This window comes from uncultured Campylobacter sp., assembly GCF_938030685.1.
Classification (GTDB): Bacteria; Campylobacterota; Campylobacteria; order Campylobacterales; family Campylobacteraceae; genus Campylobacter_B.
On the sequence record NZ_CALHHX010000121.1, the window covers coordinates 1 to 17,956 of the forward strand.

At 48.2% G+C, this 17,956-nt stretch carries 15 protein-coding genes and 1 tRNA gene; 6 read left to right on the forward strand and 10 right to left on the reverse strand.

Annotated features, from left to right (window positions below; translation table 11 throughout):
• The 4 genes from Q0369_RS05635 to Q0369_RS05650 all read right to left on the reverse strand — a co-directional run.
• Nucleotides 1–305 (reverse strand): hypothetical protein (locus Q0369_RS05635; RefSeq protein WP_298097152.1); only part of this gene is annotated, 305 nt, incomplete at its 3' end.
• Nucleotides 306–531: 226 nt separating this feature from the next.
• Nucleotides 532–1,278 (reverse strand): hypothetical protein, encoded by a 747-nt coding sequence (locus Q0369_RS05640; RefSeq protein WP_298097155.1) that lies wholly within the window; start codon nt 1,276–1,278, stop codon nt 532–534.
• Nucleotides 1,279–1,312: 34 nt separating this feature from the next.
• Nucleotides 1,313–1,948, reverse strand: a complete 636-nt coding sequence (gene thyX / locus Q0369_RS05645) for an FAD-dependent thymidylate synthase (RefSeq protein WP_298097158.1) — start codon at nt 1,946–1,948, stop codon at nt 1,313–1,315.
• Between the two features lie 125 nt (nt 1,949–2,073).
• The gene (locus Q0369_RS05650) at nt 2,074–2,700 is read right to left on the reverse strand and encodes a nitroreductase family protein (protein ID WP_298097162.1); all 627 of its coding nucleotides are present in this window, start codon (nt 2,698–2,700) and stop codon (nt 2,074–2,076) included.
• A gap of 121 nt (nt 2,701–2,821) precedes the next feature.
• Between Q0369_RS05650 and Q0369_RS05655 the strand changes: the two genes are divergently transcribed.
• The 3 genes from Q0369_RS05655 (at nt 2,822) to Q0369_RS05665 (ending at nt 7,328) form a co-directional block, all read left to right on the forward strand.
• On the forward strand, nt 2,822–4,171 hold the full coding sequence (locus Q0369_RS05655) for a sodium-dependent transporter (RefSeq protein ID WP_298097165.1): 1,350 nt from the start codon (nt 2,822–2,824) through the stop codon (nt 4,169–4,171).
• 843 nt (nt 4,172–5,014) lie between these two features.
• Nucleotides 5,015–6,358, forward strand: coding sequence for a sodium-dependent transporter (locus tag Q0369_RS05660; protein ID WP_298097168.1), 1,344 nt, complete (start codon nt 5,015–5,017; stop codon nt 6,356–6,358).
• 139 nt (nt 6,359–6,497) lie between these two features.
• Complete coding sequence (locus Q0369_RS05665; protein WP_298097171.1) at nt 6,498–7,328, forward strand: hypothetical protein; 831 nt, start codon at nt 6,498–6,500, stop codon at nt 7,326–7,328.
• 345 nt (nt 7,329–7,673) lie between these two features.
• Here the strand turns inward: Q0369_RS05665 and rho are convergent, their stop codons facing one another.
• The 6 genes from rho to gpmI all read right to left on the reverse strand — a co-directional run bounded on the left by rho (nt 7,674) and on the right by gpmI (nt 13,872).
• On the reverse strand, nt 7,674–9,020 hold the full coding sequence (gene rho, locus Q0369_RS05670; protein ID WP_005873347.1) for a transcription termination factor Rho: 1,347 nt from the start codon (nt 9,018–9,020) through the stop codon (nt 7,674–7,676).
• A gap of 61 nt (nt 9,021–9,081) precedes the next feature.
• On the reverse strand, nt 9,082–10,020 hold the full coding sequence (gene accA, locus Q0369_RS05675; RefSeq protein ID WP_298097174.1) for an acetyl-CoA carboxylase carboxyl transferase subunit alpha: 939 nt from the start codon (nt 10,018–10,020) through the stop codon (nt 9,082–9,084).
• Nucleotides 10,020–11,237, reverse strand: coding sequence for a beta-ketoacyl-ACP synthase II (locus Q0369_RS05680; RefSeq protein ID WP_298097177.1), 1,218 nt, complete (start codon nt 11,235–11,237; stop codon nt 10,020–10,022). Before Q0369_RS05680 ends, accA begins: the two co-directional genes overlap by 1 nt.
• Before the next feature lie 18 nt (nt 11,238–11,255).
• A complete protein-coding gene (gene acpP, locus Q0369_RS05685; protein WP_005873350.1) occupies nt 11,256–11,492 on the reverse strand; it encodes an acyl carrier protein in 237 nt (78 codons plus the stop codon).
• A gap of 68 nt (nt 11,493–11,560) precedes the next feature.
• Complete coding sequence (gene fabG, locus Q0369_RS05690; protein WP_298097181.1) at nt 11,561–12,304, reverse strand: 3-oxoacyl-ACP reductase FabG; 744 nt, start codon at nt 12,302–12,304, stop codon at nt 11,561–11,563.
• 101 nt (nt 12,305–12,405) lie between these two features.
• On the reverse strand, nt 12,406–13,872 hold the full coding sequence (gene gpmI, locus Q0369_RS05695; protein WP_298097184.1) for a 2,3-bisphosphoglycerate-independent phosphoglycerate mutase: 1,467 nt from the start codon (nt 13,870–13,872) through the stop codon (nt 12,406–12,408).
• 198 nt (nt 13,873–14,070) lie between these two features.
• Here gpmI and mraY point away from each other — a divergent pair, with 198 nt between their 5' ends.
• From mraY to Q0369_RS05710, 3 genes are all read left to right on the forward strand, one after another.
• A complete protein-coding gene (gene mraY / locus Q0369_RS05700) occupies nt 14,071–15,135 on the forward strand; it encodes a phospho-N-acetylmuramoyl-pentapeptide-transferase (RefSeq protein WP_298097187.1) in 1,065 nt (354 codons plus the stop codon).
• 114 nt (nt 15,136–15,249) lie between these two features.
• Complete coding sequence (gene murD, locus Q0369_RS05705) at nt 15,250–16,734, forward strand: UDP-N-acetylmuramoyl-L-alanine--D-glutamate ligase (protein WP_298097190.1); 1,485 nt, start codon at nt 15,250–15,252, stop codon at nt 16,732–16,734.
• 547 nt (nt 16,735–17,281) lie between these two features.
• Nucleotides 17,282–17,357: transfer RNA gene (locus tag Q0369_RS05710), tRNA-Phe, on the forward strand.
• The last annotated feature ends 599 nt before the right edge of the window (nt 17,358–17,956 follow it).

Below are 17,956 nucleotides of genomic sequence, written 5' to 3' on the forward strand. Positions count from 1 at the left end.
CAAACGCTAAACTTATACTTCGCATCGCGCGCGGTCGCGAGCCACGAGATGAAGCTCGCATCGTCTTTAAGGCGGCGCGTCGCCATACCGCCCGGCACAAAAACCGCATCAAATCCGCCTAGATCCGTCGTGGTCTCGCCCGCGTCGATCGTAAGGCCGCCGCTGTCCGAAACCTGCCGCTCTCGCGAGCAAAACCTCATCTCAAGCTGCGGGCGGACGGCTTTGAGCCTTAACATACAATCGTAAAATCCCACAAAATCGAGGTACGTCTGTCCGCTAAACATCACAAGCGCTAGATTTTTCATAATCCGTCCTTTAAAATTATCGCTCGCCATAACAGCTTTTCGGCTCAGCGGCGCTGCAATTCTCGGCGCCGCAAGTAGTAAAATGCGCGGCAGCTAAATTTTGATACCGCAGGCTGCCAAAAAACCCGCTCAAACAAATTTTAAATTTTACCCGCATTAAAAACTCGCAGAATTTTACCGCCTACGAATGAAATTTTAAAAGCAAATTTAAAATTCCGCGAGCTTTTTATTCCTCTTTACTCAGACCTGCAAAAGCCCGTAAGCCCGCATAATGCAGCCTTTTTGAAACATTCTCAAATTCCAAATTCCAAACCCCCTCGTCGTATTTCCATTCAAACGGCGTTTTGTAGTTTTCGTAAATTTTACAAGCCTGATTATTTATCTCTTTGGTGAGCTCCACAATATTCAAGGCCTTGCCCGCCTCGCTCATCATCAGATGCCAGTTATCCAAATCGGCGGGGTCATCGGTGTGGATGGATTTTTCGCGCGGAAGATAATACACAAAATCGCCCGTATCGAAGGGAAATAAAGTATGACACAGCGCAATGCCGTAAATATCTTGAGCAAAGACGGTCGGTAGCTGCTCGTCAGAATAGCCGAAGGTAGAAACGTATAAAAAGCTGCGCAAAATGCCCGCTAAATTTCTGCAAACGGGCGCGAAGGCGTATCTGCATGCCTGCTGCGTTAAGGCGCCGTTTCGAATAAAACTTATGGCGCTATCGATCTCTTTTCTTCTTGCTTGCACGTATTTTGTCTTTTTAAACCGCCAAGCTTGCATCAGCTGCAAAGAATTGTCGATTGAGCGCAGATGCTTGTCTCTTTTTTCATCCGCCGTGTCGCTTAGCTCCGCGATCCTCGCAGCAGCCTGCTTCCAAAACGGAATCAGGGTTTGTACCCATCCCAGGTAGCTAAGATAAAGCGCGTCCGGCTCCTCCTTTTCAAAAGCCGCTCTCATCTGCGTAAGTTTTATCATCGCAGCCCTTTTGTATCTAAATTTATCCCGTGCGCTACTCTTCGCCTTGCGTCTTCTCACCCGCCATGCAGCTTTCAAATATAAATTTATGCTCCTGCGGTAGCGCATCGTAAATTTTACCCGCAAGCTCTCGGATCTCCCAAAGCGCGGCCTTGCTAGAGCGCAGAGCGAGGAAGTTTTGCAAGCTGCGTGCGTTTATGCTCCAGCTAAGCTCGCTCTTGTAGCACTCGGGCAGGCAGTATTTGGCGATATCGAGGCTGATTGGAGTTTGTAAGATTACGCGCAGATTTTCAAGCGCCGCGATACTTGCGTTATCGACCGCTTCGTTGCCCGTAAGCACTATGTATCGCGCGGCGTTTTCGAAATCACCCTGTATGAAGCCGTCCTCGCCGCGCAATTCTTTGAGAGTGTAGCGAGTGGATTTTACGCTAAGGCTTGCGAGGCGGTGGCGCGCCAGCTCCTGAAGCAGCGCGCGAGAGATGCCGCTGATATAGAAGTTGTAGTAGAGATGCTCGAGAGTGCTTGAGTGCTTGAGCTGGTTGCCGACGCGGTCTATTAGCGCTAGGTCTTTGGCGCCACCGCAATCGCCGCGCTCAAAGCTCTGCCAGCAGGTGCGGATCGCGTTTGAGCAGACCCAAAGCGGAGTGAAATTTAGAAGTTTGACTTGCATGATTATCCTTTGAAATTTTAAGCGCATTTTAACGCTATCGCACTTTTAAACCGATAAAATTTCGCAAAATGATGCTTTTAATAAACGAAACTCGCGCCTAGCTTTGCAAGCAGAAGTGACCCATTTTATCTTTTTTCGCTGCCGCCACGAGAGATTAAAATTTCATCTAGCTCGTAGCGCGTGTGCGGATATTTGCTAGGCTCACCACGCCCCAAAGCCACGATGATCGCAGGACGAAATTTCGTCTCTAAAGCGCAGAATTTTTCCAAAGCCGCGGCGTCAAAGCCGGTCATTATACACGAGCGCACGTCAAAGCCCTCGGCGATATTAGCGATATTTGCCGCTAAGATATAAAGCTGCTTGGTCGCGTAGTTCATCAGCGCTTCGTCGTCTAAGTCCGCAAATTTTGCGCGGAAATAATTCATCGCAGCTTCATATTTTTGTGGAGTATTTGCGCGGCGGCGGACGGTGCGTTCTAAATACTCCTCGCCCACGCGCAGATCGTTACGCGCGATTAAAATCACGGCGTGCGAGCACTCGGCTACTTGCGGCTGGCTATTGCAGGCTACGGAAAGCTCTTTTAGCTCACAAGGATCCGAGATTATCATCATCCTCCACGGCTCCAATCCGCATGAGCTGGGACTTAAGCGCGCAAGATCAAGTATCTCGCGCACGAGCTCGCTATTTAGCTTGTCGCTGCAAAATTTACGGCAGCTGTGGCGAGAGAGCATCACTTCTTTTATCGATTTCATTTTATCTCCTTTAAAATTCGCAGCATTATAGCGGGTTTGCCTAAATTCCACTCGGCTAGCTTGGCGAGTTAAGCTAGATTTTGCTAATATTGCCCTTTCAAATTCCGCTACAAGGCATAATATGAACGATAAATTTAGCAAAATCGGCTTCATTCTCGCAGTCGCAGGCAGCGCCGTAGGGCTCGGTAATGCGTGGAAATTCCCCACTTTAGTAGGCACCAACGGCGGCAGCGCATTTATCTTGCTATATCTTTTGCTGACGCTTTTGGTTAGCTTCGTGATTTTTTTAGCCGAGATCGTCATCGGCAGGCTAAGCGAAAGTGATCCGGTGCGCGCATTTGAAAAGCTCGCGCCCTCATACAAAGGCGCATGGAAATACGCGGGATTTTTTATGATTAGTGCGCTTTTGATCTATGCTTTTTACAGCGTCGTAATGGGCTGGATCCTAAAATACGTGGTCTCAAGCGCTTTGTATCTGCCAAAAAGTATAGATGAAAGCGGCGCAGCGTTTAACGCACTTTTAGGTAGCGATTTTTTAAGCGCGGCGATATGCTTTACCATAGCGTCGGCGTTTTGCTTTTTTATCGTGTCTAAAGGCGTTAAAAGCGGCATCGAGCGGCTGAATGTCTGGATGATGCCCGCGCTATTTATTTTGCTGGTTTTGATGCTAATTTACGCCGCGAGTTTCGATGGATTCGGACGTAGCGCAAAATTCTTGCTAGTGCCAGATTTTTCCAAGCTCAATAAGGATAGCGTTCTTTCGGCGCTAGGACTTGCGTTTTTTACGCTTTCGCTTGGCGTTACTACAATTATGACCTATGCTGCGAGCCTACCTGCGCGAACCAATATCCTAACCTCAAGCATAAATATCGTCTGCATTAATGTCCTAATCGGCGTGATGATGGGACTTATCGTCTTTACTTTCATCTTTGAATTCGGCGGCGATCCCAAAGCGCAAGGCCCAGGGCTAGTGTTTGTCTCGCTGGTGGTACTTTTTTCAAAGCTCGGTGCGATCGGAAATATCCTAGCCTTTTTATTTTTCACCTCGCTATTATTTGCGGCGATTACTTCTGCAATTTCGATGCTGGAGCCTGCGATTTATTATCTCGTAAACTCCCGCAAGCTAAGCCGCAAGCGCGCTTCGCTTTTAGTTTTTGCTGTGACGTATGCTTTAGGGATATGCTGCATTTTGGGTTATTACGGGGGCACGAGCGAGTATTTTAGCCTAGGTGGCAAGAGCTTTTTTGACGTGCTTGATTACCTAACCTCGAATATCTTAATGCCTCTTAGCGGCATAATCGTGGCGATTTTCGTAGGATTCGTGATCAAAAAACGAGCCGTCGAAATTCTACTGCGCCCATATATGGGGCGAATGGGCTTTAAGCTGTGGTATTTCGTGCTACTGCGCTTCGTGGCGCCAGTCGCGATCGTAGTGATAGCACTCAATCAGCTAAAAATTTTAAATTTTTAAAATTTGCAAAGCGGATGGATAACATGGATTTAAAATTTGGCGCTAAAGCAGTTTAAAAGTAACGGGCAAAATTCCATAGCGAGTCTCACGGCGATCCGTTAGTATTGCGGCGATAGTTTAAAATTTTATGTTTAGATAGAGGAAGGTTAAAGTATGTAGCGACAATCAGCTTTCGGCGCGACCGCGACAACCTGCATGGCGATCAGTGCGCGCGGCAAAGGCGTCGTAGCGTAGCCGCATCTGATTGCGCTGTGGAATTTTAAAATTCTAAACCGAGACGGTTGGTGTGCAGCCGCCACGATAGTTTATGACGCGACCTACGCAATGTGCCGCAGAAGCGGCGCATAAAATTTTGTGGTGGCCCGCGCGACATCGCGCTTGGAATTTTAAAATTTAGCGCTAGAGCGACGCGCAAGCCCGCGATCCGTCTAATAGACGACCGATCCGTCAGAACAGCGCGGGGATCGCACATTGCGGCTTGAAATTTTAAAATTTTACGCTCTGACGGCTCGAAGCGATAGGCAAAATTCCATAGCGAGCCTCACGGCGATTCGCTAGCGGCCATGGCGGCTGTCAAAAATCGCGTTTGGGATTTTACGTCTAGATAGGAGCATGCGGCGACCGCAATCAGCCTTCGGCGTGACTGCGCTAATCCGCGCGGCAACCTGCGCAAGACCGCGGCAAAGACGCCGTAGCGCAGCCGTGCAGTATCGTGCTTGGAATTTTAAAATTTAGCGCCAAAGCGGCCCAAAGTAGCGAGCCAAATTTCATAGCGAGATGCGGCGGTAGTTTGGAATTTTAAAATTCCGCGGCTTTAAAATTTAAAAAATCATCGGAGAGAAAATGAACGATAAATTTAGCAAAATCGGCTTTATACTTGCCGTCGCAGGCGGGGCGGTGGGGCTTGGCAACGCATGGAAATTCCCCACCCTCGTGGGTCAAAACGGCGGCAGCGCCTTCGTGCTTTTATACCTCGCACTCACGCTGGGCGTAGGCTTTAGCATATTCCTAGCCGAGATGGCGCTAGGCAGGCTAAGCGGGAGGGATCTGCCGAGCGCATACGAGACGCTGGCACCGCACGGCGGACGCAAATGGCGCGCGGGAGGCGTTTTCATCGCGGGCGGCATGCTGGTGCTGTCCTTTTACCTCGTGATCCTCGGCTGGGTGATCCGATATATCTTTTTGGGCTTTTCTCCGCTGCCCGCAACCGCCGAGGAAGCGGGCGCCGTATTTGACGATCTCATCTCGCATTCGCTAGCCACGAGCCTCGGCTTTTACGCGCTTGCGCTCGTGCTGACGCTCTCCGTCGTCGCGCGCGGCATCAAAAGCGGTATCGAGCGGCTAAACGTCGTGATGATGCCGCTGCTTTTCGTGCTGCTGCTTGCGATGCTTGCGTATGCGTGCACGATGCAGGGCTTCGGCGCGGCGGCGAAATTTCTTTTCTATCCCGACTTCGACAAAATCACCGTCAGCTCCGTCCTATCCGCGCTCGGGCTCGCGCTCTTTACCCTGTGCGTAGGCGTCGGCTGTATCGCAGCATACGCGGCTTCGCTTAGCGAGGGTGTGCGGCTGGTACGCAGCTCAGTAAACATCGTATTTATCAACATCGCGATCGGGCTGATGATGGGGCTCATCGTCTTTACTTTCATCTTTGAATTCCGCGCCGATCCCGCGCAGGGTGCGGGGCTTGTGTTCGTTTCGCTCACTACGATGTTTGCAAAAATGGGGCTAGCGGGGCAGGTGCTTGAAGTCGCGTTTTTCGTCTCGCTCTTTTTCGCAGGGATCACGAGCGCAGTTTCGATGATCGAGCCCTTCGTCTTTTATCTCATCGGCAGGTTTAAAATTTCGCGCCTGCGCGCAGTTTGCATCTCGGGGTGCGTCATAGCGGTGCTAGGCGCATGCTCGCTGCTATCGATGCACGCGGATTATGCGAGCAGGTTTAAGCTTTTCGGCGCGAGCTTTTTTGACTGCTTGGACTTCGTAAGCTCAAACGTCATGCTGCCTCTAGGCGCGCTAACCTCGGCGATCTTCGTGGGTTTCGTGATGGATGCACAGCGCCTGCGTGGGCTTTTCGGCGCCGATATGGGCGAGCTTGGATTTAAAATTTGGTACTTTTCGCTGCGCTTCGTAGCGCCCGTCGCGATCGTGATCATAATGGCAAATCTGCTGTTTTTCGGCGGGAAGTAGGAAGCGATTCGGTTAAATTTAGGCGGCACGGGTTTAAATTTAACCCCTCTTTGAGCGAGCTTAAATTTAAAAAGGTCGCTTAATATTGTAGCCCGTTAGGCTCGTATTTTTAACTAGCGTTTTGCTAAAGGAGCAAATTTTGAAAGCGCTTAAATTTCTAGCCAAAGCCCTGATCGCCGCGCTCGGCATTTGTGTGATCGTCGGTGCGCTTAATTACAGCGGGTTTAGCTTCGGCGATCTAAAATGGCTTAGCAAAGATGAGATGGTGCAAAATTTCGTACAGGATGAATTGGAAAATTATTATTATGAAGGGAAGTCCAAATACAATAAACTTTACACCATAGATACCAACTTAACATTTCACGAAGCTATTTCTAAAATCAACGAAATCTTTGAAAATCATTCAAATGACAAGGACTTTAATTTAATACATGATTTAAATTCTTCACTCCCTTTTAGAGATATTACAGACGAAATGGTATCGGATGAAAAAATCCCATGGACTTTTTCAGATTTTATCTACCACCATACTGTCAATAATGTCGATGCGGGAGATAATTACACGTATAGACCATTTGAAGGCAATAGAAAAATAGACTATGAAAAAGAAAAAGGTAAAGTGATTATTCTAGATCAGCATTATTCATCAAATATTTATTTATCAGATACTTTCACCATAAAAGAATGCCGTAAAGAAACATCGTTTATTGATAGAATACTGGGCGAAAGCCAATTTTGTATGAAATTTATAGCGATAAAACGTATCCCCAATGAGTATGAGCCGAGCAAGCGGTATCGTGACGATCCAAATTTTATATTCAATAGCACGAAACGGAATTTTGATATATTTTTAAAAAATATAAATTCCGAGGAAAGCTGCCTTGGTATTATTGATTGTTATGAGACTAGATTAGATAACCATGGAAACAGATATATAGGATTTATGAAGCTTTTTGAGCTTATGAAATGATATGATGTTGGCAGTATTATATTAATTTGAAGTAACGATATCAAGCGCCCTAGCTCCGTGCGTAGCAAAACATAAAATTCCTCGTAAAATTTTACGCTTTACATCTTACGAATAAATTTTACCGAAGTAAAATTTTATCGGACGGTGCCGCACCTCGTGCTTCGAGCGCAAAACGTTTAGCAAATATCGCGATAAATTTAAACTTATAATAGTGGAGTTTGAAAAAAAGACGCGCCGCTTGGAAAAAGCGCATACAAAGCTACGTGGCGGTATTTGCGGCAAGCGGCGCGAGCTCCACCGCTAAATTTAGAGCGAAATTTTAAATAAGGCTAAATTTAATAAAATTTAGCCGTTCATTATCGATAGCAGCTCGGTGTTGTCTTTGGTTTTTAGCATCTTGGCGTATAAAAATTTCAGCGCCTCGACGTCGTCCATCGTAGAGATCGCCGAGCGCAACGCCCAGATCTTTTGCAAATTTTCACTGCCTTGTAAAAGCTCCTCTTTGCGCGTGCCAGACTTGGTAATGTTGATCGCGGGGTAAATTCTGCGGTCCGAGATATTACGATCGAGGATGATCTCGCTGTTGCCCGTGCCTTTGAACTCCTCGAAGATCACGTCATCCATTCGCGAGCCGGTCTCGATGAGCGCGGTAGCGACGATGGTGAGCGAGCCGCCGTTTTCGATATTTCGCGCCGCACCGAAAAAGCGCTTCGGCTTGTGCAGGGCGTTTGCGTCTACGCCGCCGCTTAGCACTTTGCCGCTGCTAGGCGTGACGGTGTTGTAGGCGCGCGCAAGGCGGGTGATGCTATCGAGCAGGATGACGACGTCCTTGCCGTTTTCGACGGCGCGTTTTGCCTTTTCGATGACGAGCTCGGCGACGCGAACGTGATTGAATGCTGGCTGATCGAAGGTCGAGCTAAACACCTCGCCGCGCACGCTACGCTCCATGTCGGTCACCTCCTCGGGGCGCTCGTCGACTAGCAGCACCAAAAGTTCGACCTCGGGGTGGTTGCGCGTAATGCCGTTGGCAAGCTCCTTCATGAGCTCCGTTTTACCGCTACGCGGAGGCGCCGTGATGAGCCCGCGCTGCCCCTTGCCGATCGGGGTGAAAAGATCGAGTACGCGACCGGTAAGGCGCATAGGATCGTATTCAAGCTTGAGCTTTTCGGTCGGGAAAAGCGGCGTGAGATTGTCAAATAGCGGACGCTCTCTAGCCTCTTGGATCGATTTGTAATTGATCGCCTCGATCTTTAAGAGCGCGTAGTACTTCTCCTGATCCTTCGGCTCGCGCACCTGGCCCGTGACGATGTCGCCGACGCGAAGGGCGAATTTGCGGATCTGACTTAAACTCACGTAGGCGTCGTTAGCGCTGTCGCTTAAATTTGAATCTATGCCGCGCAAAAAGCCGTAACCCTCGGCGGTAACCTCCAAAATCCCCGTAAAAAGTATGAAGCCGCCCTGCTTCGTCTGCATACGTAAAATTTCAAAAACGAGCGCTTGGCGGCGGAATTCGCGCGGGTTCTCGACGCCTAGCTCGTCTGCTATGGCGATGAGATTTTCAAGATCCATCGAGCGGAGCTCCTCGATCTGGTAGCCCTCGACGGGAACGTGCGTTTTAGCGTAAGTTTTTCTACCGTTTTGATTAGAATTTGAAACGGCGGTCTGTGCGGAATTTTGATTTGTATTTTCCATTTGTCCTCTTAGAGTGTGAAGTTATTAAATTTGGTTTTAAAAAAGTCGCGAAATTTAAAATTTAGTTTTCTTTATAAGCACCGAACCTTAAAATTTTTTGTTGTCTTCTGCTGATGAGCTCGTCTATGCTAAGATCGTCTAGCTTGTGCAGCTCGGTTAAGACGTAGTTTCCAAGCGCTTTTATCGCGCCGTCTTTATCTCTGTGGGCGCCCGTTTTAGGCTCCTTGATCACGTCGTCGATCAAGCCCAGCTCTTTTAGCTCCTCGGCGGTGATCTTTAACGCTTTCGTAGCGGCCTCGCTCTTACTTGGATCGTTCCACAAAATCGCAGCACAGCCCTCGGGAGAGATAACCGAAAAAATTGAGTTTTGAAGCATCGCCAGCCGATCAGCCACGCCAATAGCCAAAGCTCCACCGCTACCGCCCTCGCCGATAACGACGGCGATCGTAGGGGTCTTAAGATCGCTAAGCTCATATATATTTCGCGCGATAGCCTCGCTTTGACCGCGCTCCTCGGCGCCAAGTCCCGGATATGCGCCCGGAGTATCGATCAAAAACAAAATAGGAAGGTTAAATTTCTCGGCAAGTTTTGCTACGCGCAGAGCCTTACGATAGCCCTCCGGATGGGGCATGCCGAAATTTCGCTTCAGCTTGTTTTTGGTACCGCGACCCTTCTGCTCGGCAATCACGGCAATTTTACGGTTGCCCATAATGCCCAGATAACACACAATCGACGGATCATCTCTAAAGGCGCGGTCGCCGTGAAGCTCCCTGGCATCCTGCAAAAGCGCGCGAATATAATCGATCGCGTAAGGGCGATCCGGATGGCGCGCAAGCTGAAGTCTTTGGTATTCGTTTAAATTTTTATAAACTTTGGAAATTTCTTTTTCGAGGTTCTTATTTAAAATTTCGACCGCGTCCTCATCACCGCGAATTTTAGCAGCGACGATGTCCTCGTCGATCTGCTTTATAGACTTTTCGAAGTCCAGATAGCTAGCCATTAATCTACTCTTTTGAAAATAAGCGATGCGTTCGTGCCGCCGAATCCGAAATTATTGCTCATAACGCAATCGAGTTTAGCTTTTCTGGCAACGTTTGGCACATAGTCCAAATCGCAATCTGGATCTTTTGAAATTTGATTTATCGTAGGCGGTATGATGCCGTTTTGCATCGCTAAAAGACTGATCGCAGCCTCTACCGCTCCGGCAGCGCCCAGGCAGTGTCCTAGCTGACCCTTAGTGGAGCTGACCGCAGGCACCTTGCCCTCGCCGAAAAGCTCTTTTAACGCCGCGGTTTCGTTTTTATCGTTTATCGCAGTGGACGTTCCGTGGGCGTTGATATAATCAATCTTCGGGCGCCCCGCCATCTCGTAGGCCTTTTTCATAGCGCGGATCGGTCCGTCTAGGCTAGGCGAAGTGATATGATAAGCATCGCCGCTAGCGCCGAATCCTACGAGCTCGCCGTAAATTTTAGCGCCGCGCGCTTTTGCGTCCCCTAGCTCTTCTAAAACTAAAGCCGCCGCGCCTTCGCCCATCACAAAGCCGTTTCGCTCCGCATCAAACGGACGTGAAGCATGCGCCGGATCATCATTTCTAGCGCAAAGCGCCTTCATCGCGGCAAATCCGCCGATACCTACGGGACAAACCGCGGCCTCGGCACCCACTGCGAGCATCTTTTTCGCTTCGCCGATCATGATAACTCTCGCAGCGTCCATAATCGCATGTGCTGAAGCCGCACAAGCCGTAACGCTGGATAAATTCGGACCTTTTAAGTTATAGTATATTGAAACAAAGCCGCCGAGCATATTTACTAACGCAGAAGGGATAAAAAACGGAGAAATTCGCCTAGGACCGCGCTGTAAGCAGGTGTTGGCGTTTATCTCGATATTCGGCAAACCGCCGATACCGCTAGCGGAGCTCACGCCGAATTCGTCGCTATCAAAACTGCTAAATTTAGCGTCATCTATGGCTTCGCCCGCAGCTTTAAGCCCCAGTTGGATAAATCTATCCATCTTTTTTATCTCTTTTCCATCCTCGATTATGCTCGAAGGATCGAAACCTTTTACTTCAGCTGCAATTTGAACCGGAAATTCGCTAGCGTCAAAGAGCGAAATTTTATCAACCCCGGTTTTTCCGTTACAGATATTTTCAAAACTGCTCTGTTTGTCAAGCCCGAGAGAGGTTATCATCCCGATACCCGTTACTACGACTCGTTTCAAAACTGCTTCCTTAAAATTTTATTTCTTAGGCAAATTTTCTATATAATCTACTACGTCTTTAATGCTTACTAATTTTTCGGACTCGCTATCAGGGATCTCGATACCGAATTTCTCCTCTAAAGCCATTACTAGCTCAACTACGTCAAGAGAGTCCGCGCCCAAATCTTCGATAATTTTAGAGTCAAGTTTAACCTGATCCGGGCTAACGCTGAGTTGTTCTACAACTACGTCTCTTACATCTTCAAATACTGCCATTTTAGCACTCCTTTAAAAAAATACCGCATAATTCTATAATATTTAACCTTAAATTCCGCTATTTAACGCTACATATAGAGCCCGCCGTTGATTTTAAGCGACTCTCCCGTAATGTAGCCCGCGCCGTCGCTGAGTAAAAACGCAACTCCTTCGGCGACATCGCTCGTGCTTCCTAGGCGCTTAAGCGGGATGCTTGCTTCATAGCTTGCTTTTACGTCGTCGCTTAGCGCGTCTGTCATATCGGTGGCGATGAAACCAGGCGTTACGCAATTAAAGCGGATGCCACGCGCCGCGCCCTCTTTTGCAAAACTCTTACTCATCGCGATCATTCCGCCCTTGCTCGCGCTGTAATTGACCTGCCCGGCGTTGCCCATTTCGCCGACGATCGAGGCGATATTTACGACCGCTCCGAAGCGCTTTTTGCTCATTAGCTTTAAAGCTTCACGGCAGCCAATGAAGGCGCTGCTTAAATTTGCTTCGATCACGCCCATGAAGTCTTCCAGTTTCATCCTAAGCGCGAGCTTGTCGTTCGTAACGCCCGCGTTATTTACGAGATAGCTTAGTTCGCCGTCGCTTTGCGCTATCAAGCTTAGCGCCTCGCTAAATTCCGCCTCGTTCGTCGCATCAAATTTTATCACGGCGCCCTCTCCGCCGTTTGCGCGGATCTCCTCTAGCAGCGCGTCGGCAGGTTCTGGGCTTGAGCGATAATTAATCCACACCTTAAGCCCGTAAGATGCCAAAGTCCTTGCGATCTGCGCACCGATACCGCGGCTCGCACCGGTGATTAAAACGTTCTTTCCACTAAATTTCATACTTGTCCTTTTGTTAAAATTTTAATCTCTAGCGTAAATTTATCCAAATTTACCTAAATTTTAGCAGTTTAAATCTACTCGCGACCCGCGCCGTTGAAATTTCAAAATAGCGCATCGTCCATCTCCGCGGGCTTCGGCAATCCCATTAGCTTTAGCACGGTCGCTGCGACGTTGCTAAGCCCTAGCCCGCTTTTTAGCTCAGACGCGCCGCGCCCCAGCACGAAGCAAAACACGTCAAAGGTCGTGTGGTTCGTTAAAATTTCGCCGTCCGCATCTCGCATCGCCTCGCAGTTGCCGTGGTCGCTGATCTGGACGTAGGCGTAATCATGCGCCTTCGCCGCGCTTAAAATTTTACCGATGCACTCATCCACCGCCTCGACTGCCTTTACCGCGGCGTCATAATTGCCTGTATGACCGACCATATCGCCGTTTGCGAAATTTACGACGATGAAATCGATCCCCGCTTCGATGCCGCGGATCACCGCGTCGCACACCGCTGGCGCGCTCATCTGCGGCTGCTCATCGTAGGTTTTTACTTTGGGGCTCGGGATCAGCACGCGAGTTTCGTTCGGCAGCGGCTCCTCGACGCCACCGTTAAAGAAAAACGTCACGTGTGCGTATTTTTCGGTCTCGGCGGTGTGAAGCTGCGTAAGACCGGCTTCTGCGATCACTTCGCAAAGCGTGTTTTTTAGCACGGGCTTCTCAAAAAGCATAGGAAATTTAAAGCTCGCGTCGTATTCGCTCATCGTGATTAAATTTTGCACGACGAACTTTCGCTCAAATTCGCAGAAATTCTCATCACCCAAAGCCGCGCAGAGCTCCCTAGCGCGATCATTTCTAAAATTTATAAAAATCACTCCGTCATCCGCGCCGATACCGCTAAAGCCGTTAAAGCTCGCAGGCTCGATAAACTCGTCGCTCACGCCGCGCTCGTAGCTTTGCAGTATGTACTCGCTAGGCGAAATTTCAAGCGGAGCCGTTTCGCCCATGAGCACATCGTAAGCGCGCTTCACGCGATCAAAGCGCTTGTCGCGATCCATCGCGTAAAAGCGCCCACTCACGCTCGCGACTTTAAATTTAGCCTCCAGGCGCTTTAAAAATTCTGCTCCGCTGCTCGGCGAAACGTCGCGCCCGTCGGTGATAGCATGCGCCCATGTCTCGCAACCCGCATTCTGCGCTATCTCGCAGATCGCGTCAAAATGGCGCAGATGCGAATGCACGCCGCCGTCGCTATAAAGCCCTATGACGTGCACCCTGCGGCACTTTGAAAGCAGGCTTTGTAGCGCTTCGTTTTTCTCAAGCAAGCCCTCATCGATCGCGCGATCGATTTTGACTAGGTTTTGATACAAAATTCTACCGCTTCCGATCGTCATATGCCCTACTTCGCTGTTTCCCATCTGCCCCTGCGGCAAGCCCACGGCAAGCCCGGAGGTGCGCAGCAGCGTATTGGGCACGTTTTTAAAAAGATAATCATAGGCGGGCTTTTTCGCGTTTGCAAACGCATTAAATTTATCACTCGCGTTAAAGCCGATGCCGTCGGTGATAAGTAAAATCGTCTTTTGCCCCATTTTGGCTCCTAAATTTCGTCTAAATTTCGCTGCGCAGGTCTTTTGAGGCGGATCTGCGGCGCTGTTTTTACGAGCGGCATTATACTTTTTTTTGGCAAATGCGGCAAAATTTCATCCGCCCTAAAAGCTAAATTTTACCTCTTTTATACTAAAATGCGCGTTTTCATATAAAATTTCATAAAATTTAAAAGGCAAACTTTGTTTTATTATCTCTATCATCTTACGAATATAAATTTTTTCCAATACATCACCGCGCGCGCAGGAATCGCGTTTTTTATCGCTTTTTGTTTTTCGGTCTGGGCCATGCCGCGGTTTATCCGCTGGGCACAAGCCAGACACACCGCGCAGCCCATCTACGAGCTTGCGCCGCAAAACCATCAGAAAAAGAGCAAAACCCCGACGATGGGTGGGCTTGTTTTCGTTACCGCCGCGGTGCTCGCAAGCCTGCTGTGCGCCAAGCTAAACAACGTCTTCGTGCTATGCGGGCTGCTTTGCTTGGTAGGTTTCGGCTACATAGGTTTTAAGGATGATATCTCTAAAATTTTAGGCCGCCAAAACCACGCAGGCCTTAGTGCGCGGGCTAAATTTGCACTACAAAATTTCTTGGCGTTTCTGATTGGGGCGATGCTTTATGCTTTTAGCGATCTGGGCGGGGAATTTTTCGTGCCGTTTTTTAAATACCCTCTGCTAAATTTATGGATATTCGCGCCGCTGTTTTGGACGATCGTGATAAGCGCGAGCTCAAACGCGGTAAATTTAACCGACGGGCTAGACGGGCTAGCGACCATCCCGTCGGTGTTTTCGCTCTGCAGCTTGGGCGTATTTGCCTATCTTTGCGGGCATGCGATCTACTCGCAATATCTCTTGCTACCGCGCGTCGCGGGCGCGGGCGAGGTCTGCATCATCGTCTCGGCGCTCATCGGCGCGCTGCTTGGGTTTTTGTGGTTTAACTGCTACCCCGCAGAAGTCTTTATGGGCGATAGCGGCAGCCTCAGCGTGGGCGCGTTTTTAGGATACTGCGCGGTCATCACGAAGAATGAAATTTTACTTATAATGATCGGCTTCGTCTTCGTCATCGAAACGCTCAGCGTGATCTTGCAAGTGGGCAGCTTTAAAATTTTCAAGCGCAGAATTTTCCTTATGGCGCCGATACATCACCATTTCGAGCTTAAAGGCTGGGTCGAAAATAAAATCATCATCCGATTTTGGATCATCGCGCTGATCGCAAATATCATAGCGCTGACGTCGCTGAAACTGAGATAAAATGCGAGCGCAGATCAAGCCCGACTTCGAAACGGCGCGTGAAATATACGGCGAAACGGCCGAGCTTAGCGCGGGCGAGATAACTCAAATTTTATGGGGCAAAAAGGGAAAAAAATGAAAAAATCGCTATTTGGCTACGGGCTTACGACCAGAGCGATCACCGAGCACTGCCGCGACGAAGGCGTCTGGGATATCTACGACGATAAATTTGAAATTTCTTCGGGCGCGCCGAAGCTAGACGAGTTCGGCAACGCGCTTTTAAACCCGAGCGAGTTCGATCCCGCCGCAAGCAAGCTTGAAATCCCAAGTCCTGGCTTTCCGCCGCATCACGAGCTGGTGCGAAAGGCACGGAATTTAATCAGCGAATACGATTATTTTGGCGATTACGAAGGCCTTAAAATTTGGATCAGCGGCACGAACGGCAAGACGACGACGACGAAGATGATGCAGCACCTGCTCGAGCGATACGGCTCGCAAATGGGCGGCAACGTGGGCGTTCCACTCGCAAAGCTTGATAAAAGCGCCAAAATTTGGGTGCTGGAGACGAGCTCGTTTACGCTGCACTACACCAAGCATGCGCGCCCCGATATCTACGTGCTGCTTGCGATCACGCCCGATCATCTCAGCTGGCACGGCGATTTCGCGGAGTATGAGCGCGCCAAACTCTCGCCCCTGCTAGCGATGCGCGAAGGCTCCGTGGCGCTAATTCCGCGCGCCTACGAAAGCTCCGCCGCCGCGCAAAATAGCCTAGCCCGCGTGATCTGCTACGAAGACGAAGCGGATCTAGCGCAAAAATTCGGCATCGATTTAGGCGAGATAAAATTCCGCACTCCGTTTTTGATAGACGCGCTTTTGGCGCTGTGCGTGGAGAAAATTTTATTCGACAGATGCGACGTCGCGCGACTGAACGACTTCGTGATCGAAGGCAATAAGCTAGAGGAGCTTACCGACGCGCGCGGCAGGGTCTGGGTCAATGACACGAAGGCCACCAATATCGATGCGTGTGCACAAGCCCTTAAACGATATGCCGGGCGCAAAATACATCTGATCCTCGGCGGTGACGACAAAGGTGTGGATCTGCACCCGCTTTTTGCGGAGTTTAAAAAATACGATCTGCGAATTTACGCGATCGGCTCAAATACCGATAAAATCGTGCGTTTGTGTGACGAATACGGACTTCCTTGCGTGCGCTGCGAAATTTTACAAACGGCGGTGAGCGAAATTTCGAAGCGTTACCGAGGCGCAGATTTTGCAAAAAGCGTCGCAAACAAATTGGAAGTACAAAATTTAAGCGCGAATGGCGGATGCAACGGCGGCAAGGCGAAAAAAAGCGCAAAGATCGGCGAAAATACACTGCAAAAAGGCGATGACGGCGGCTCATCTGCCGCAAGCGACGACGCCTCTTCGCCGAAACGCCGTACAAACGACGGTGAAACTCGGAATTCGCAGAATTCTAAAAATTTCGAAAATTTTAAAAATTCCATGCATTCTGTGAGCGAAATAGCGCTGTTAAGCCCTGCATGTGCCAGTTTGGATCAATTTAAAAGCTACGCTGAACGCGGCGAGCTATTTAAAAAACAAGTCGCACAACTCGGATAGATAAGCATATCAAGTTTAGATGGATCAGGTCGAGCCTTTATTAATACATTTGCAATCGTATTTTAAAATTTCAACGCTTTTGCTGTGCGGATATCTAAATAAATTCAATCCCGAAGCAAACATCCCTATGTCACACTATTAGCCCGAGCACAATGTTTATAAAGATGCTTCGTCAAGTCCAAATTAAAGCCAATTTTCGATGCTAAATTTAACCAATCGCTCCCAGCTGTCCGTTATACGCGTAAATTTAAAACAATGCTATCTTCTAGCACCAATTTATCCAATTTGCACAGCCTAAAACCAAGCGAATAATTTGCAAAGTCGGCTAAATAGTAAAATTTTATACCTCTTTGCTTTTTAGATCGATAGCCCTTTTTGATTATTGCAAATTGCCGCATAAGCAATATTTTTCGCTACTGAAATTTATAAAATTTTAACTGAGTAAATTTGGCTGTTTCCGAGCGCAACGTGCAAAAATCTAGCGAAAATCGAGAATTTTAACCGAGATTTAAGTATTGCATGGATAAAATTACTTTTCTTTTTCGGTGGTTGGATAGCTCAGTCGGTAGAGCAGCAGACTGAAAATCTGCGTGTCGGCAGTTCGATTCTGCCTCTAACCACCACTTAATCTATTTTATCTTTTAATCGCTCTTTTTGTTTCTCTTTGTTGTTATGATGGTGCTTGCCTTAAATTCTGGTTATTTTTATGTTAATTCTGAGTATAATCGTTCTAAAAAATAGTCTTAATTAAGCGTTAAAGGCGAACGCGTAAAACTCATGGAATACAGGCAGAGACTGCAAAGTGAAATTTATGCAGTGCATGCAGTAAACTGCGCAGAATAATAAAATTTGTACTACATTCGTTTGCTCGCGCGAACTTGTTTAAATTTTACCCCCGAAGTAACCTATAAATTTAAAGCCAAATAAATCAAACACGAAATAAGATGAAGGCAAAGCCGAGAAAAAAGTACAAAAGTTAAAATTTCAAAGTCTGCAAAATTTATAATAAAAAAAGAGATAGAAAAAAATAAGAGCTATAAAATTTGTAAATTTACAATAGCAATGATTAGAAAAGAATACAACTATATAAAACTATAAAGTTCATAAAACCTTATAAAAGGAGAAGTCCACCTTACACTCCTCCCCTTATTTTATATATTCTTTCTTATTACTCTCCCTTACCCTTCTTGCCTCTCTTACCTTTAGCCTTAGATGATCCCTC

Coding starts and splice junctions, on each gene's coding strand:
- Q0369_RS05640 (WP_298097155.1), bottom strand. CDS start 1,278: ATGATAAAACTTACGCAGATGAGAGCGGCTTTTGAAAAGGAGGAGCCG.
- thyX (WP_298097158.1), bottom strand. CDS start 1,948: ATGCAAGTCAAACTTCTAAATTTCACTCCGCTTTGGGTCTGCTCAAAC.
- Q0369_RS05650 (WP_298097162.1), bottom strand. CDS start 2,700: ATGAAATCGATAAAAGAAGTGATGCTCTCTCGCCACAGCTGCCGTAAA.
- Q0369_RS05655 (WP_298097165.1), top strand. CDS start 2,822: ATGAACGATAAATTTAGCAAAATCGGCTTCATTCTCGCAGTCGCAGGC.
- Q0369_RS05660 (WP_298097168.1), top strand. CDS start 5,015: ATGAACGATAAATTTAGCAAAATCGGCTTTATACTTGCCGTCGCAGGC.
- rho (WP_005873347.1), bottom strand. CDS start 9,020: ATGGAAAATACAAATCAAAATTCCGCACAGACCGCCGTTTCAAATTCT.
- accA (WP_298097174.1), bottom strand. CDS start 10,020: ATGGCTAGCTATCTGGACTTCGAAAAGTCTATAAAGCAGATCGACGAG.
- acpP (WP_005873350.1), bottom strand. CDS start 11,492: ATGGCAGTATTTGAAGATGTAAGAGACGTAGTTGTAGAACAACTCAGC.
- fabG (WP_298097181.1), bottom strand. CDS start 12,304: ATGAAATTTAGTGGAAAGAACGTTTTAATCACCGGTGCGAGCCGCGGT.
- gpmI (WP_298097184.1), bottom strand. CDS start 13,872: ATGGGGCAAAAGACGATTTTACTTATCACCGACGGCATCGGCTTTAAC.
- murD (WP_298097190.1), top strand. CDS start 15,250: ATGAAAAAATCGCTATTTGGCTACGGGCTTACGACCAGAGCGATCACC.